Origin of the sequence: Parasedimentitalea huanghaiensis (assembly GCF_009753675.1) — a bacterium.
Taxonomy (GTDB): domain Bacteria; phylum Pseudomonadota; class Alphaproteobacteria; order Rhodobacterales; family Rhodobacteraceae; genus Parasedimentitalea; species Parasedimentitalea huanghaiensis.
The window spans coordinates 1-16554 of sequence record NZ_WQLV01000026.1; the positions used below are offsets into that span (position 1 = coordinate 1).

The 16554-nt window shown below is 50.3% G+C and carries 14 protein-coding genes; 11 read left to right on the forward strand and 3 right to left on the reverse strand.

The annotated features are described in order from the left end of the window. Positions 1 to 742: 742 nt before the first annotated feature. Complete coding sequence (locus GO984_RS22460) at positions 743 to 1021, reverse strand: hypothetical protein (protein WP_342448129.1); 279 nt, start codon at positions 1019 to 1021, stop codon at positions 743 to 745. Between the two features lie 454 nt (positions 1022 to 1475). After that, positions 1476 to 1718, reverse strand: a complete 243-nt coding sequence (locus GO984_RS22465) for a helix-turn-helix transcriptional regulator (RefSeq protein ID WP_157024779.1) — start codon at positions 1716 to 1718, stop codon at positions 1476 to 1478. 747 nt (positions 1719 to 2465) lie between these two features. Between GO984_RS22465 and GO984_RS22470 the strand changes: the two genes are divergently transcribed. From GO984_RS22470 to GO984_RS22510, 9 genes are all read left to right on the forward strand, one after another. Next, positions 2466 to 3314, forward strand: coding sequence for a BrxR family helix-turn-helix transcriptional regulator (locus GO984_RS22470; RefSeq protein ID WP_157024780.1), 849 nt, complete (start codon positions 2466 to 2468; stop codon positions 3312 to 3314). Continuing rightward, positions 3311 to 6718: a DEAD/DEAH box helicase family protein gene (locus tag GO984_RS22475; RefSeq protein WP_157024781.1), complete on the forward strand. Its 3408-nt coding sequence runs from the start codon at positions 3311 to 3313 to the stop codon at positions 6716 to 6718. Before GO984_RS22470 ends, GO984_RS22475 begins: the two co-directional genes overlap by 4 nt. Further along, the gene (locus tag GO984_RS22480) at positions 6718 to 8238 is read left to right on the forward strand and encodes a type I restriction-modification system subunit M (RefSeq protein ID WP_157024782.1); all 1521 of its coding nucleotides are present in this window, start codon (positions 6718 to 6720) and stop codon (positions 8236 to 8238) included. The genes GO984_RS22475 and GO984_RS22480 overlap by 1 nt, the downstream gene beginning before the upstream one ends. Positions 8239 to 8261: 23 nt before the next feature. Then, positions 8262 to 9374: a restriction endonuclease subunit S gene (locus tag GO984_RS22485; protein ID WP_245231225.1), complete on the forward strand. Its 1113-nt coding sequence runs from the start codon at positions 8262 to 8264 to the stop codon at positions 9372 to 9374. A gap of 9 nt (positions 9375 to 9383) precedes the next feature. Continuing rightward, positions 9384 to 9938, forward strand: coding sequence for a hypothetical protein (locus tag GO984_RS22490; protein WP_209279461.1), 555 nt, complete (start codon positions 9384 to 9386; stop codon positions 9936 to 9938). Then, complete coding sequence (locus GO984_RS22495; protein WP_157024784.1) at positions 9931 to 10851, forward strand: DUF5655 domain-containing protein; 921 nt, start codon at positions 9931 to 9933, stop codon at positions 10849 to 10851. Before GO984_RS22490 ends, GO984_RS22495 begins: the two co-directional genes overlap by 8 nt. 80 nt (positions 10852 to 10931) lie before the next feature. Beyond that, the gene (locus tag GO984_RS22500) at positions 10932 to 11834 is read left to right on the forward strand and encodes a GIY-YIG nuclease family protein (RefSeq protein WP_167740480.1); all 903 of its coding nucleotides are present in this window, start codon (positions 10932 to 10934) and stop codon (positions 11832 to 11834) included. Between the two features lie 51 nt (positions 11835 to 11885). Beyond that, positions 11886 to 13565 carry an AAA family ATPase gene (locus tag GO984_RS22505; protein WP_157024786.1) on the forward strand — a complete coding sequence of 560 codons (1680 nt, stop codon included), beginning with the start codon at positions 11886 to 11888 and terminating at the stop codon, positions 13563 to 13565. Further along, positions 13565 to 14503: a hypothetical protein gene (locus GO984_RS22510; RefSeq protein WP_157024787.1), complete on the forward strand. Its 939-nt coding sequence runs from the start codon at positions 13565 to 13567 to the stop codon at positions 14501 to 14503. The genes GO984_RS22505 and GO984_RS22510 overlap by 1 nt, the downstream gene beginning before the upstream one ends. A gap of 73 nt (positions 14504 to 14576) precedes the next feature. On the opposite strand, the gene GO984_RS22515 is transcribed toward GO984_RS22510, so the two are convergent. Then, entirely contained in the window at positions 14577 to 14798 is a 222-nt protein-coding gene (locus GO984_RS22515) for a helix-turn-helix domain-containing protein (RefSeq protein WP_157024788.1), read from the reverse strand. 75 nt (positions 14799 to 14873) lie between these two features. Between GO984_RS22515 and GO984_RS22520 the strand changes: the two genes are divergently transcribed. Next, positions 14874 to 15785: a hypothetical protein gene (locus GO984_RS22520; protein ID WP_157024789.1), complete on the forward strand. Its 912-nt coding sequence runs from the start codon at positions 14874 to 14876 to the stop codon at positions 15783 to 15785. A 183-nt stretch (positions 15786 to 15968) separates the two neighbouring features. Then, entirely contained in the window at positions 15969 to 16535 is a 567-nt protein-coding gene (locus GO984_RS22525; RefSeq protein ID WP_157024790.1) for a metallophosphoesterase, read from the forward strand. Positions 16536 to 16554: the final 19 nt, after the last annotated feature.

A 16554-nucleotide genomic window follows, 5' to 3' on the forward strand; every position in this document is an offset into this window, starting at 1 on the left:
GGAAAAGCCCAGTCGCCTTCGAACGGATGGTGGCTCAAACGAGCACTTGGGGCGGCACGAAAGCGCGACAGGTCCACTATGCATCCACGCGCTCACCGCCTCTTCAGGCGTTTTTCGTCCTATGCGCATCGGCTTCTAGACCGAAACTGTTCTCACGCTCGAAAGGCCCTATGCCTGTATAGCTTTATGCGTTCTTTGGGCAGAGCCTATCTGTTCTGCAGAGTGAGTTGCTTCCTTAGTGATTTGTGTGTGCTGCCTGTTTCAGGGAGTTGAAGCGCTGTGCGCACTCTTTCAGAGCTCTTGCTGTTGGCCGCGTTTTTCTCATGACCCTGTTTTTACGGGTTTGGAGCGCGCAGACGTTTACATTTCCCCTGAAAACCCGTGACACTCGGTCTGTTTTGTCAACTTAACGTAAACTTAATGGAAACGTCTGGGGCTGTTTTTGGGTGTTTTTGGTGGTTAGACGTTTCCCTTTTGGTGGCCGATGTAAACGTCATGTAAACGTTGGGAAACGTCTGAGGCTCACCCGGTGGGATCCAGAGAGGATCGACACTCCATCCATTCCTCGCCTTCGCTCACCTGGCCAACAGATTTAGTCAGTCACGCCGACCTTCACAGATCCGTTGCAATAACTGCACAAGGCGCAAGGTCGCTTCCGGATCACTATCTAGGCTATTTTCGTGCAAGAATCGAAGCCAAACACGGTCGTTCAGTGTCATATTTTCCTTATGATCCGTCATGCTCACTTCCCAAAGAGTGCCTTGATGGTTGCCTTTGACCTGCTGGTAATCCGAGGGTCACTGTGGTCCGAGGCGCTCCGGATCTCCTGTAGCCAGCCCAACTCGTTAGCAGTGACAGGCGTGCCAAAAATCTCGACTATAGCCTGGGCTGCGGTTTCACCTTCCTGTTGGTCGAGTGCCAGCCGCATCAAATAGGCAGGGTCGCATTCTAGGGCGCGTGCCATACTCGGCACGCGATCCAGGGCCAGCTTGCTGGTGCCCTGCTTGATCATTGTGATCATGTTCTGGTTCGGGAATCCAGCCTCGCTAGCGACCCGCAGTTGGGACTTTTTTGGGCTTCAATTCTAGCACCCGACGCTCGATAAATTTTGCCAAACGGGTGTTTTCGTGGGGTTTCTTGGTCATGTCGTTTCCTCTTAGATGTTACACAGCACGCGCTGCACATCTTCGTTATAGAAACGGTCTGACGGGGATCTGCGGCAGGATGAGAATCCCAAGGTGGGTGATGTCTTTTTTTCGCACCGGCTCCCTAGGCTCCTTCAGCACTCGTAATTCGCCACCAGAATGGAGAGGAATGATGTTGGAAACATTCAGGCTTTAAGAGCGCAAAATTAAACTGTTACTCGCCGTGATCTACTTTCTCTTAAGGCAAAAGTGGACTGGCAACGCAAAGGAATTGCGCAGCCAACTCAAGCTGAATGTTGTTGAAGTCCAGGCCGGTAGGACTGGAAGGGTTCAGGCGTTAGCTAGGAAAGCAGGAACAGGTTCAAATCTGAGGCTAGTGGCGAAACCACAAATGCACTCTCCTTCCCATTCCTCAATCTCGGATAAGCGCCAACGAGTGGTCCGCCCGCCAAGCTTCACCGGCGCGGGGAACTCGCCATCGCGACGCCACCGCCAAATTGAATCTTTGGATACGCTGAAACGTGCGGCAACCTGGTCGACGGAAAGGTAGAGGGGGTGCGAGGGAATGCTCATTAGGCAAGTCTCCTAGATCATTGACATAAATCGTTGATCCAAGCACTTTCGGTGCGCATTGGCCTCAACATTTACGCTATAGCAATCGATCTTTGGAATTGCCTTGGAGCACCGAGAAAAGATAAGTTCACGCTTATTTGCCACATTTTGGATACGATAGCCGACGTAAAGAAATGTTACTCCACTAGCCTGCGGCAAAATACTTCGTAGTTGCACATGGTGGCAAAGCGTTGCGCACAAATGCAGATTTGATGGTGGCAAGGATGGTGGTGTAAAGCCCCCCAATCACGTCATTTGTTTTTTAAAACAATGAATTGATGGGGTTTGATGGCGGAGACGAAGTCTTACAAATTAATACCATAAGTATATTGTTTTAAACGAGAATTAATATGCAAATCCAATCCATACCACACTTAATACCCCACCAACTCACGAGCAGACGCACCTTTAACCTCTCAGATTGCCAATCCGAGTACACTGGTTCGATCCGGTACTCACCGGCATCTTTCTTCAATTGGCGTTTTGGGGCTAAGGTCGCGGGCATTCCCTAAAGTTGAGCTACCACCGGGCGCCGAGGATAGTTTTCAGTTTCACTTGTCGCACTTAGTTTATACCAAGCTCAGATAGATCAGTCTGTACGAAAACCCACAACAAGTTGCGGACTTTTCCTCATTGTGAGCATCTTCATACTTGACTGAATCGCGAATACTAAATATTCGTATACTTAGTATACACATGGTGATTCTAATGGGCTCCGCGAATATTAAATGGGCAACCGAGCAAAGATTCCAGTACTTGGAGCAGCGAGCCTTCTGGCATGGAAGTCTGAATCGAAGCGACTTGATTGAGAAGTTTGGGATTTCTGTTCCACAAGCATCGAAAGATCTGGCGTCGTACCAAAGGATGCACCCTTCAAACTTGTCTTACGACGCCAGCAAGAAGCAGTACTCTCCCACAAAAGATTTTACCCCATTCTTCGCTTCCAATGACGCCGACGAATACTTGTCGACTCATTCGGATGCGGCTCGAAAGTCAGGCAAAACAAGCCTGTCCACAAAACTACCACTACCCGTCCGTACCGTTTCAACCAACGCAATTCAGCCCGTGATTGAGAGCATTTACCGCGCTGCATCAGTGGAAATCCAATATCAATCAATGAACCCCCTAAAACCTGCCCCATCGTGGCGGAGAATTACACCCCATGCGTTTGGGAACGATGGTTTAAGATGGCACGTTCGGGCTTTCTGTCACGAAGATTTGAAATTTAAGGATTTCATCGCATCTCGAGTTCTGGACGCACGTGATATCGGCGATGCCGGAGAGCCAGCAAGCAGCGACACTAACTGGATCGGCACTATAGATGTCCAATTGATCCCCAACCCAGAGCTTTCCAAGTCACAACAAGCGGTCATCGCGTCTGAATACGGCATGAAAAACGGATCGCTTACAATCACCGTTCGCAAGGCAATGTTATATTACTTCAATAAACGGTTAAGGCTGGATGTAGCTTCAGAACTCGACAAGTCGCAGGAAACACCGTTGATTGTGTCCAACCGTGATGAGTTCGACTCAGCATTAATGGAGGCGATGAAATGACTTCCATCAATTTTGAGTTCTTGAGAGAAGATTGGCCCGAACTGGCTGGGTTGGGCGCATTGGCCGAGTCTTATGCGCACACTGACCCAACAAGTTCAGTGTTTAATATACGCCTTCTTGCTGAGAACTTGGTTAAAGACATTTACCAGGACCTGAAACTCCCCAAACCAATCAGGGCCAAACAAATTGACCTGCTCAACGGGGGGGCGTTCTGCACTATTACGCCCAAAGTAGTCCGCGACAAACTTCACGCAATTCGGGTCCAGGGCAACAAAGCTGTCCATGGTGAAGGGGCCTCGACAGCCACCGCGATCTGGCTTCTAAAGGAAGCATTCGACCTGTCGCGTTGGTTGATTGTTTACTTCAAGAAGTCAGACATTCAATCGCTACCGAAGTTTTCCAAACCCCTTCCCCCAACCGATGTTTCAAAAGTAAAAACTGAAACAAAGAGGGTACTTGATCGACTAGCGGCTCAGGAAGCTGAGATGGCGTCATTGCTGGAAGAGCTGGAAGCTGCTCGCCTCCAAGTTGAAACCTCAGAGAAGAAAGCCGCGGAACTTGAAATATTGGCAACATCGGCATCTGAGACCGCTGATATTCTTGAATTTGATGAAGCAACCACGCGAACTAGGATCATTGACTCGATGATCGCAGCCGCCGGTTGGGATATCGCTGGTGGCGACGCCTCGACTTCGGAAGTTGCCAAGGAATTCGAGGTTCTCGGACAACCGACGACTTCTGGAAAAGGCTTTGTAGATTATGTCCTTTTTGACTTTGACGGTTCTCCACTTGCGGTGATCGAAGCTAAAAAAACGTCCGTTGATCCCGAACGCGGTAGAAAACAAGCTCAGCTTTACGCCGACGCGCTTGAGGAGCAAAGTGGACAACGCCCAGTCATCTTCTACACCAATGGTTATGACCTATGGCTTTGGGATGATGCCGGTGGGTATCCACCTCGAAAGGTCTACGGCTACTACTCAAAGGACAGCTTGCAATACCTCGTGAAGTTCCAGCGGAAGAACAAGAAAGACTTAACAACGCTGGTGCCACAAGAACGTATCGTCAACAGGCTTTACCAGATTGAAGCCATCAAAGCCGTAGCGGAACGTTTTTCTGATCACTACCGAAAGGCTTTGATCGTTCAGGCGACAGGGACAGGAAAAACAAGGGTTGCTATCGCTCTCGCTGACTTGCTTATCCGTGCGGGTTGGGCAAAACGCGTCTTGTTCCTTTGTGATCGTAAAGAGCTTCGCAAACAGGCCAAAAATTCCTTCACTGAGTTCTTGGAAACAGAACCAGTACGAGTTGTAAATTCTAGAGCGAGCGGGGAATCAACTGAAAGAATCTTCATCGCTACCTACCCTGCGATGTTGAAAGTTTTTCAGTCGTTCGATGTTGGGTTTTTTGATCTGATCATCGCCGATGAATCCCATCGGTCAATCTACAACATCTATGGTGATCTCTTCCACTATTTCGACAGCTTACAGATTGGCTTAACTGCAACGCCAGTTAATTTTGTTACACGCAGCACCTTCGGCCTTTTCAACTGTGAAGGCCAACTCCCAACCTTCAACTATGACCTCGAACAGGCAGTAACATCCGAGCCTCCGTATCTGACACCATTTGAGGTTTTTGAACATACTACGCAATTTTTAAGAGACGGTATTCGCCTTGAAGGTCTGACAGCCCAGCAGATCGCGGAACTTGAAGACCAAGGTGAAGACCCTAACAACTACGATTTTTCGTCCGAGCAGATCGACCAAGGCATATTCAACCGCGATACCAACCGGGTCATAATCAGGAACTTGATGGAAAACGGCGTTCGTGATGGCTCCGAACAATCAATCGGTAAAACCATTATATTCGCTCGCAACCACGTGCATGCCATGTTGATGAGCAGCTTGTTCGATGAGATGTATCCGCAATATGGCGGGAAGTTTTGCCGAGTCATCGACAACTACGATCCACGGGCCGAGCAATTAATTGATGATTTCAAATGCTCGACGAACGAACTGACCATCGCGATCTCCGTCGATATGCTTGATACTGGCATAGACGTTCCTGAAATCGTCAATCTTGTGTTCGCAAAACCAATCAAGTCGCCGGTCAAGTTTTGGCAAATGGTTGGGCGGGGCACACGTCTGTGTCCTGACCTGTTTGGTCCAGGCCTAGACAAGAAGGTTTTCCGGATATTTGATCATTGGGGCAACTTCCAACGGTTCGAAGATGGGTACCAACCCTCAGAACCACAGCCATCCAAGTCTCTACTCCAAGTGTTGTTCGAGCAACGTCTAAGCTTGGCAGAAACAGCTTTGCGCAAGAGCGAAATCGCTACCTTTGATGATATAGTCACTCTGATCTCAGCTGACATCGAAGCACTACCTGAAGAATCGATTGCAGTACGCGAACGCTGGAAAGAAAAACGATCAGTTGGCGCATTGGGTAACCTAAAAAAGTTTGAACCAAACACGGTTGCTGCACTTCGAAATACCATCGCACCGCTTATGCAATGGCGAAATATCAGGGGGGCAACAGAGGCTCACGCATTCGACCTCCTCATATGTAGGCTTCAAATCGCAACCCTTCTTGCATCGGCAGATGTTGCTGATCTGCGCATAGATTTTATGGAGCGGTTGGATCGGCTCCAGATGAATCTGAACCCAGTGCGAGAAAAGGCGGAAGTGATAAAGCATGCCAAATCAGACACCTTTTGGGGGAACTTGACGGTTGCGGCGCTAGAGGACGTTCGCAAGCCATTGCGTGAGATCATTCATTACCGCGAACCCGGGACTAGCCCGGGTATTGGTCCTAAGATCATTGATGTAACAGAAGACGAATCTCTGGTCCAAACCGGGCGTCGCAGTGCAAGTCTGCATACCGTTGACATGGCGGCCTATAAGAGCATCGTTGAAGGAGAGTTGCGCAAACACTTCGACACCAACCCGACGCTTGTCAAAATCCGTAACGGTGAACCAGTCACGGCGGAAGACCTCAACGCCATCATTTCCCTAGTCCTGACCCAGAACCCCGATGTTGGCCGTGAAGCGTTGGAAGAGTTCTTTGCAACGACAGCCCTACCGCTAGACCTGGCGATCCGCTCCATGGTGGGCCTTGATGCGGAAATGGTGCGGGATCGGTTCTCAACTTTTGTGCTCAGCCACCCAGAGCTTACAGCCAAACAAACTAGGTTCTTGGGCATGCTCCAGAACCACATTGTCAAATTCGGCTTCATAACAATCGACAAACTTTACGACCAACCCTTCACTGTGGTGGATGCGGACGGGCCAGAGGGTGTGTTCGATAAACCTGATGACATCGATCAACTTATGAAAATCGTTAATCTCTTTGCGCCCCCTTCTCGGTCCGGCGACAGCGACGGAACGGATAAAGGAACGATACACTAATGATTACAGGCGATCTAAAACGTAGCGTTGACGCGCTTTGGACGGAGTTTTGGCAGGGAGGTATCACCAACCCCCTGACTGTGATCGAGCAGATCACATTTCTGATTTACGTCCGGCTGCTTGATGTGGCTGAAACCCGCGATGAAAACCGTCTGCGTCGCAGCGGAACGGAATTCAAACGCCGCTTTTCTGATGCCGACCAAGACCTACGGTGGTCGCACTTCCGCCACCTTGGTGGTGATGCAATGCTGCCGTTGGTTCGTGACCGTGTGTTCCCACATTTCCGAAAGTCATCGGTTGGCGGAACCACCTTCTCTGAGTTCATGAAAGACGCCCAGTTGATGATCCAGAAGGAAAGCCTTCTGACCAAGGCTGTCACTATGATCAACAACCTGCCTCTGACCGAAGGTGACACCAAAGGGGATCTCTACGAACACCTGCTCAGCAAACTCACCACAGCGGGCATCAATGGTCAGTTCCGCACACCGCGCCACATCATTCGGCTCATGGTGGACATCTTGGAACCCAAACCGACCGAGGTGATCGCTGATCCATCTTGTGGCACCGGCGGGTTCCTTGTTCAGGTGATGGAATACCTGATGGAGACCTACACTTCACCCGAGGCGGTCATCACCGAAACGGATGAGGATGGGAAGCCGTACAACATTTACACCGGTGACCTGCTCGAGGATCATCGTGAACACATTCGTTCGAACATGTTCCACGGGTTTGATTTTGACGCCACCATGCTGCGGATAGCGGCGATGAATATGATGCTGCACGGCGTGGACGACCCAGATATTCATTACCAAGACACGCTGTCCAACAACTTCCCTGAACGGTTTCCAAATTCGGCAACCGAAGGGTTCGATGTCATCCTTGCCAACCCACCGTTCAAGGGCAGCTTGGATTATGAAGATGTGCATGCCGGGCTGCTACGGCAGGTGAAGACCAAGAAGACCGAACTGCTGTTCCTGGTGCTGATCCTGCGGATGCTCAAGATTGGTGGTCGATCGGCCACTGTTGTGCCTGATGGGGTTCTATTCGGCTCATCCACAGCCCACGTGGCCCTACGTCGGCAGTTGCTGGACGAGAACCAGCTTGAAGCCGTGATCTCTCTGCCCTCAGGCGTATTCAAGCCCTATGCAGGTGTCAGCACAGGCATCCTGGTGTTCACCAAGGGCGGACGTACGGATGATGTGTTTTTCTACGATGTTGAGGCGGATGGCTTATCACTGGACGACAAACGAGAACCAGTAAAGGCCAACGATCTGCCTGACTGCCTCGCAGCATGGAAGAACCGAAATCCCGACAAAGACACTGATCGCAAGGGCAAAGCATTCTTTGTGTCCGCTGAGGAAATTCGGGGAACAAACTACGATTTGTCGATTAGCCAATATAAGGAACGAGTTTATGAGCAAAAGGAATACGACCCACCGCTAATTCTTCTAGATAAAATGAAGAAGCTTAACGGTTCAATCGAAGCCGACCTCACCGCGCTTGAGGAACTAATCCGATGAGTGAATCGTGCTTGCTCGGCGACATGCTAGACATAACCTCTGGCTTCGCATTTAGCTCCAAGCAGTTTAGCGAAACAAACGGAATGCCCCTGATACGCATTCGCGACGTGACCCGTGGTGAAACCAAACTGAAATTCGACGGAGCGTATGACCAACGCTTCGTGGTCAACAACGATGACCTTCTTGTTTCGATGGACGGGGAATTCAAACTGGCCGAATGGAAAGGAGGGCCCGCACTTCTCAATCAGCGTGTTTGTCGCGTTGAACCTAAGGATTCACGCCTAGATCGTCGGTTCCTTCGTCATTTTCTTCCCAAAAAATTGAAAGAGATCGAAGATCGGACACCGTTCGTTACTGTGAAACATCTGTCGGTAAAATCAATTCGCGCCATAGAAGTCCCGGATATCAACCCAAGTGAACAACGCCGGATCGCGGCGATATTGGACAAGGCGGATGCCATCCGTCGCAAACGTGAACGTGCCCTCACCCTCGCCGATGATTTTCTGAAATCGACGTTTCTTGAGATGTTTGGTGACCCTAGTGAAAATCCGAAAAACTACCCAGTTGAGAACTTTGCATCGATTTTGTCGATACCACTGCGCAATGGAATATCACCATCAAGTCGAGGAACAGTTCTCGCCCGCGTGTTAACGCTCTCAGCGATAACCGGGGACCATTTCGATGAAAAACAGGAAAAAGAGGGTAAGTTCTTGGTTCCTATTTCAGCGAAAGATACCGTAAACGACTCTGATTTCTATATTTGCCGAGGCAACGGGTCCCCTGATTTGATCGGCAAAGGATATTACGCGACCCAAACGATCCCGGGTACCGCGTTCCCAGATACAATGATTGCGGCCAAACCAAATCCAACAAAGGTTACCCGGGCTTTTCTTGAAGGCATTTGGAACAGCCCCTTTGTCAGAAACCAAATCCTTGAAGCCGCACGGACGACCAACGGGACATTCAAGATCAATCAAACTGCTGCTGGTGCTATCAAGATACCTGTTCCACCGATGGAAGCACAGAAGCGTTTCCAGACAATTTTGGACCGGGTAAGACAATCCAATGAAAAGCTAAAATTCGGCGATGACCTATTCCCGTCCCTGTCGCAACGCGCATTCAACGGCGATCTATAGGATGTCGAGATGAGCCGTTCACCACACCTGGACCAAAACATAATCGATGACCGTGCAGGTGAGCCTACCCTTCACCGGCTGACCCTGCCTGGGCCGATGTTACAACGAGGCTTCTGGCTCTATGTGTGGCGGGTTGAGACCCCCATTGGTGAACGCCTCTATGTAGGTCGCACCGGCGATAGCAGCAGCCCCCATGCCACCGCTCCGTATACCCGCCTGGGTCAGCACCTTGGGTTCGCAAAGACACAGAACAGTCTAAGGCGTCTGCTTGGTGAGGCTGGTATCGAACCTGATTCTTGCGCTCAATACGATTTGGTTTCGTTTGGTCCGATTTTCCCTGAGATCGGCCTGACGCCAGATCAAGATCGTGACGAACAGATGGCCCTGCACAAACCAATCCGCGATCAAATGGCGGGATTGGAAAAGAAGCTTCGCGATGCATTGGTCGCGGCGGGCTACGAAGTGTTGAACGTGGTCCATAGCAAAAAGCAATTTGATAGCGCCCATTGGTTGATGGTGCGAACTGCATTTTCAGAACATTTCCCGGAGTTGAAAGATGAGTGATTTAAAGCTGTTCCACCTTAGCGGCTCCGACGCCGCTGAAATACCTGGTAGCGGTCTGGCCCTTGAAAAGTCTCTGCAAACTTTGATCGAGCAGAACCTGGAAACATTCCTTGGTGTTCGTTTTCTGGCGTCAGAATTTTCAACCGGTGCTGATCACGGAGGGCGGATGGATACGCTTGGATTGGATGAAAACGGCTACCCCGTGATCATCGAATACAAACGCTCCACAAACATGAACGTTATCAATCAAGGACTGTTTTATCTCGATTGGTTGGTCACCCATCGCGGTGACTTCGAGATGTTAGTGCTCAAGACCTTTGGTGCCGATGCAGCACAATCGGTTGAATGGTCATCTCCCCGCCTGATCTGCATCGCTGGTGATTTCAGCAAATACGACGAACACGCCATCAAGCAGATGAACCACAACATCGATCTGATTCGGTACGTGAAATTCGGCGACGATTTGGTGCTGCTAGAACAGATCAACGCGGCGGTTGCTCCGACCAATAGTGCCCTCGTATTGAATGGTTCAAAACCGGTGGCCGGTAGGGCCAAATATACGACGGTCAGTGAACACCTTGAGAAAGCGGACGACGACCTGACTGACCTCTACGAAGCCGTTAAGGAGCACCTTCTAAGCCTTGGCGATGATATTCAGCACAAGGCTTTGAGGTTCTATTTTGCCTTTAAGAGGATCAAGAATTTTGCCTGTGTCGAGATCAAGAACCAAGACAAGAAGGTCATGATTTACCTGAAGGTTGATCCTGACAGCGTCGATCTGGCCGATGGTTTCACACGTGATGTTCGTAAGATCGGACACTTCGGTACTGGCGATCTTGAGGTCACAATTCGGTCCATGGCAGATTTCGAGCGGGCCAAGCCGTTCATTGAACGCAGCTATGAGGTTGCGTAGACGCGATGGACGAGGCTGAGTTCAAAGACCGGCAGATATGGGTCCGTGCGTTTTATGGGTTTGACCCAGAACATGACGGATTGATTGGCTTCACGCTCGAACAGAACCGCACCACCATGATGGACAAGATGCGCGATGGTGATTTGGTGCTCATCTACGGTGCGGTTGATAGCCTGACAGATCAAAACCTCCAGCGTCAGGCTCTTGGGTTCCTAGAGGTACAGCTGGAAGAGTGCCTTGATCGCGAGAGAATGAGTCCATCTTCTATTCAATGGCGGAAAGAGCGGGGTTTCCAAGATCGATGGAATTACGGCATCAGGGTAACTCGTGCTTGGCGGGTTACCAACCGCGTTCACATCAAAACCATTGCGCCGGAATCTTACCGAGGTGTCTACAGGTTTGATCGTACAACGAGAGCCAAATTGCTTGAGCCCGACGAACATCGCCGCGCACTCAGTCACCATGTTCGACAGGTCAATGTTTATGGTGAAGAACCAGTAAACGAGAGTGATTTGGAAACCGGTTCTTTGAAACACGCTCTAAGACCTTCCAAGGGCATTCCACCTACGTATGGTGCACGATCATCAAACATGAACGACGGTGAGAACCATGTATATTTGATGAAATTCTCGGGTGGCGCCAAATTCCTGCTTGGACATTCTGGATATAGCGAAGGACAAGCATTGGTGAAGGTAGGAAGGTCGAACGATCCTGCTCGGCGATTGTCTGAAATCAACACCGGGTTTCCTGAACGATCCACCGCAAAATGGTCTCTCGTGAATACACAGAAGTTTCCAAGCGGGGTAACGGCACATGCTGTTGAATGCGACATAAAAACTGCGTTCGGCGCTGCGTTTAATTCAGAAGGCGGAGAGTTCTTTAGCGGGGATTGGGACTCTATGCAGAACAAGTTCCAGAACGTTTGTATCTCATCTATACCCCACATTCTTGGTGCCCCTGGAAAGGCCAAGGGTGTAAAATGAAATTTCAATTGCTGCCAATAATCTCAATAACATTAAAGAACAGGATCAAATATGCGACTCAGCCGAATTGAGATTGAGAACTTTAAAGGTATTGCCGCAAAACAGGTTATCGACCTTGCTCCGATAACGCTTCTTTTTGGGGCAAACTCGGCGGGCAAGAGTACGATCTTGCAAGCTTTACACTATCTCCGTGAGGTTCTGAGCCGAGCCAACCCAGACCCGGACCAAACCCTGGCTGGCGGGTTAATCGATCTCGGTGGATTCGCCAATTTGATCCACGCCAATGATTTGAACCGAACCATGACCATAAAAATTGTTATCGATGGCGTGGACGGATTTGGTGCAGACCATTTGCCGTTGAATGCTGGTGGATCGTTGACCGCACCAGAATTCGAGCAACTTCCCATTCGATACCTCTTGGGAGAAAACACAGACCTGAAGGATTATGCGGTGGTGCAATCCGTCGGTGTTAGCGTCTCTGTCGCCTGGAGTGAATTAAATGCTCAACCATATGTCTCTTCGATCACGGTCCAGCTTGACAACAAAGATGTAGCTACCATTTCATCGCCACCTCAATCAGGGCGGGCCATCCTTTCTGACATCAATTTCGAACACGATCTATTCCACCGAATCGTTGACCAAATCGAACCCGATGAACCAGACGAAGGATTGTCTAAACACCCACTTGCTGACGAAGTAGCAGAACTTTCGCGAGAGATGGCTGATTCTGATGCCGTGCCCGAGTCAAGCTACCGAGTTTCAATAAAGACCGTCAAAGGAGCCTTACCTGATTTGAACTCTACGTTGACCAGCGATTTGCGCGATCCAGACGTTTCTAAGGTTGAGTTTGAAAGGGCCTCCCCGAGGGTCCGCGGCCTGGAGAACCTTCTAGATGAACTTGTGGCTGGCCCAATGAGAGTTGCCCGTGACTACTTGAATGAGACGACCTATATCGGCCCACTCCGAGAGATTCCATCGCGTGGTTTTCAACCGAAATTATCACCTGATGAAGCGCGTTGGGCGCAAGGTCTGGCGGCTTGGGATCTACTTTATTCCGACCGCAAGGGTGATTTGCTGAAGCGAGTAAATTTCTGGCTAAGTGGAAAGGATCGGCTAGGGACTAACTACGAAATCTTACGCACAGAACGCAGGGACATCCCAACCACCAGCCGTATGCACCAATTATTTGCACGAGGCATCACAGAAGATGATCTGTCGGAACTTCAGGAAGCCTACACAGACTTGCACCCGACAAACGAGATTGTACTCCGTGACTTCGCACAGAATATTACCGTCTCACCAGTGGATGTCGGGGTTGGAGTTTCGCAGATGATACCTGTTGTCGTCGCCTGCCTGAAGAAAAACCCTGGCGTCGTAATGGTGGAGCAACCAGAATTGCACATCCACCCCGCTATCCAAGTCGGACTTGGCGATTTGTTCTTGAGTGCTACCAGTGCAGACCTGAATTCGATGTCTGACGGTAAGACACTTCTCATAGAAACTCACAGTGAACACATCATGCTTCGGCTGCTTCGGCGAGTTCGTGAAACTTCAAACAACCAGCTTCCTCCTGGGGCGATGAGTGCACAAGCAAAAGACATTGCGGTGATCTACGTTGAAAACAGTGATCAAACCGTTGAGTTCAAAAGAATGAAAGTGGACAGCGATGGAGATTTTAGTGACCGCTGGCCGAGAGGCTTTTTCAGAGAAAGAGCCAAGGAACTATTTTAATGATTTGTGAATACGCGATTGAACCGACTACGCTTCCGCTGACATGGCAACGCTTCATTTATGTGATCGAAAAATTTGGGTTTGATCGCGGTCGGTTGATTTCTTGCCTACCCACCGAATGGTTGAGAGAAGTTGCAGACGCAGTAGAAGATTCCGACTTCACCGAATTGCAGCGGATGAAGGCGGACGAAAAACTACTATGGGCGAAGAAGTATGCCCTTTGCGGTTCCGGAAGGCCGCTAAACGAAGCGATAGGTGACTGGAATGCAAATGCGATTTCTGCACAAGAAGCTGGCCAGGTAAAAGCTGTTGTCGCCGCAGAAAACCCAACCGACCACGCTGGTGTTGTGAGATTTGATGACTTAACCGATGATCATGAATTGTTCAAAGCCCCCAACTCCTGGGAAGTCCCTAGGACTTCAAACGGTATCACGTCAGCGGTGACTCCATTCATAACGGAATCACGGGCAATTTTTTTGGTTGATCCCTACTTCCATGGTGGCACGTTTGGACCAAACTACACTGATCCCTTAGCTTCTATGTTGGACATTATCAGTCGCTATGGAGTTAGAAAGGTTCGATTTCAGATTCACTTTAAGTCTATCGACCAGAACCCGAATCTGGATCACTACGAAGCTAACTCACACGCTCTCTTCGGCGGTGTCATTCCAGATGGCCTATCCGTCGAGTTGTATGAGTGGAAAGAAAAGCAAAATGGAAACCAGTTCCACGATAGACATCTCCTAACAGAACGGGGAGGTGTCACACTTGGTGCGGGATTCTGTTCGACAGACAACGCTCACAACCTCGGCGTGACACTAATGAGCATTGAAGATTCTGTTAAAAAAATCAGAAGGTTTTTTCCTGGAAGCACGGAATACGATCCTGTGGGAAAGGGATTGAAGGTACTTTCTGATGGAACCACCCAGCGGATATGAAAAACATCCATCAAGGCCCAAACGGATGCAACTCTAGGCCGCTGTTGTAGCGAAAAATCGCTGACGTTTTTTCTCACTGGCTAGGGTCATCCGGTTCTACGAGCGCTATGTGGCTCACGCCCAGAGCTTGCGACAGCTCATACAGTGTAATGATAGTTGGATTTCGCTGACCTCGCTCCAATCCGCTCAAGTACTGTTGGCTGAAACCAGAGCGCGCTTCGACTTCCTCTTGGGTAAGACCTTTTTCTCTTCGTAATCGAGCGAAGTTCTGTCCAACTAATTTGCGCATATCCATGCACGGGAAGATTGTGCATTACATACTTTATTGTTATCAACTATAATATGTAATTAGCTTTCTAGGACATGCGGTATGCACACCATCACTACTCAGGCACCCAAAGGCAGGGCCAGGCGGATAACGACAGTGATAGCGTTGGCGTCAGGATTTCTGACTTTCTGGCTGTCGTTCGCCACAACGGCTGTCGCAGAAGACAGCCTGACGACCATCGCAGCGCCAGTTGAACGTCCGTACCCCTATAAGATCCTTGGTCTGCAACCGGGCGATCCGCTTGAGGATGTGCTCTCTGTCTATGCCGAACGCAGCGACGAAGCACCGACCAGCGAACGCGAGGTTGTGCGGGTCCAATCACCAGAGGGGAATGTCTTTGAGTTCACATACCAGCTTTTCACCCGGATTGGCGATGTGGGTCTGAACGGACGGCTTGCAGGGGTTGCGCAGGATCAAATCACTGCACGGTTGGCTTCAGATGTGATGGAACAGCGTCCTCTGGCGATCTATCGCAGCATGCGCCAGCCAAGCGAGGAGCTACCAGAGCCATTGGAACTCCGGGCACAGTTGGAAGAGCTCTATGGCCCAGCGTCCCGGGTCGCTATTGCCGGGCGCGAGATGGTCATGCTCTACGCTTGGAGTGAGGATGGGTTCATCACCGACCTCGACGCAATGGGGCCTCTGATCCATGAAGAAACGCGAACCAGTGGCAACCGCACTTCTACGCTGAGCACGCAATATGAGATCTGTGGAACCGCGCAGCACTATACCAACACCGTCGATTATCGCTTCCGCTATCCGAGAGAGAAAGAGATTCGCCCGGGCTGCATCGCGACATTCACTGTCACGCATAAGGGTGAACCGGGCATGACGTCGATCAGCTTTGAACTGGTGGATTATGAGTTGGGTCGCCTGCATGAGCAGGAATTGGACCGACAAATCGTTGAGGCGCTGATCGGTGAAGAGATTGAGGCCTCGGATATGGACCTATGATCATGAATGGCAATCAGACCCCAGAAGCGTTATCAGTCGCAGCATGATCATACTGCGCAAACATATCACCCTTTAGTGCTCGCACATGTGGCGGGCGGCTTTCCGAGCTGTGTGCCACGATGATCCATCATCCTAACATATCTTCGAAACCGTCGTTGCCAACAAAGACGACGGAGAGAAGACATGACCAATTGGTACACCGCTGACACGCATTTTGGGCATGAGAATGTTATCCCATTTTGTGGACGCCCATTCCGCAATACCGGCCATATGGACACGGTTCTGATTGAGAACCTATGGTCCAAAGTTGAACCGGAAGATGACCTTTGGATCTTGGGTGACTTCGCCTTTGGGTCAAAAGCCAAAGAGGCCGACTATCTCGCGGCTATCTTTGGCCAGCTTCCCGGCGCGCGCAAACACCTGATTGTCGGCAATCATGATCTAGACCCCACACTGGCGTTGCCGTGGGATAGTATTTCTCACCTTGCAGAAGTTAGAGATGGTCCCAAGAAACAGGCGCACACCCTGTGTCATTATCCCATGATCACCTGGAACCATGCGCGTCGCGACGCGCTGCAACTCTTCGGCCATGTTCACAACAACTGGTGGGGCTCTCGCAACAGCGTGAACGTCGGCGTCGATGTCTGGGATTTCATGCCTGTGCGGTTCGAAGACATTACGCGCCGCGCCAAATCTCTGCCCGTGAACAAGCACTGGCAGGATGTCGAGCATAATGCGAAGGCGCTTTAAGGGAAGGCGTCGGGTGCGG

What these genes read in the sequence shown, in the direction of transcription:
- GO984_RS22460 (WP_342448129.1), bottom strand. Translation starts at nt 1,021, where the DNA reads ATGATCACAATGATCAAGCAGGGCACCAGCAAGCTGGCCCTGGATCGC.
- GO984_RS22465 (WP_157024779.1), bottom strand. Translation starts at nt 1,718, where the DNA reads ATGAGCATTCCCTCGCACCCCCTCTACCTTTCCGTCGACCAGGTTGCC.
- GO984_RS22470 (WP_157024780.1), top strand. Translation starts at nt 2,466, where the DNA reads ATGGGCTCCGCGAATATTAAATGGGCAACCGAGCAAAGATTCCAGTAC.
- GO984_RS22475 (WP_157024781.1), top strand. Translation starts at nt 3,311, where the DNA reads ATGACTTCCATCAATTTTGAGTTCTTGAGAGAAGATTGGCCCGAACTG.
- GO984_RS22480 (WP_157024782.1), top strand. Translation starts at nt 6,718, where the DNA reads ATGATTACAGGCGATCTAAAACGTAGCGTTGACGCGCTTTGGACGGAG.
- GO984_RS22485 (WP_245231225.1), top strand. Translation starts at nt 8,262, where the DNA reads ATGCTAGACATAACCTCTGGCTTCGCATTTAGCTCCAAGCAGTTTAGC.
- GO984_RS22490 (WP_209279461.1), top strand. Translation starts at nt 9,384, where the DNA reads ATGAGCCGTTCACCACACCTGGACCAAAACATAATCGATGACCGTGCA.
- GO984_RS22495 (WP_157024784.1), top strand. Translation starts at nt 9,931, where the DNA reads ATGAGTGATTTAAAGCTGTTCCACCTTAGCGGCTCCGACGCCGCTGAA.
- GO984_RS22505 (WP_157024786.1), top strand. Translation starts at nt 11,886, where the DNA reads ATGCGACTCAGCCGAATTGAGATTGAGAACTTTAAAGGTATTGCCGCA.
- GO984_RS22510 (WP_157024787.1), top strand. Translation starts at nt 13,565, where the DNA reads ATGATTTGTGAATACGCGATTGAACCGACTACGCTTCCGCTGACATGG.
- GO984_RS22515 (WP_157024788.1), bottom strand. Translation starts at nt 14,798, where the DNA reads ATGGATATGCGCAAATTAGTTGGACAGAACTTCGCTCGATTACGAAGA.
- GO984_RS22520 (WP_157024789.1), top strand. Translation starts at nt 14,874, where the DNA reads ATGCACACCATCACTACTCAGGCACCCAAAGGCAGGGCCAGGCGGATA.
- GO984_RS22525 (WP_157024790.1), top strand. Translation starts at nt 15,969, where the DNA reads ATGACCAATTGGTACACCGCTGACACGCATTTTGGGCATGAGAATGTT.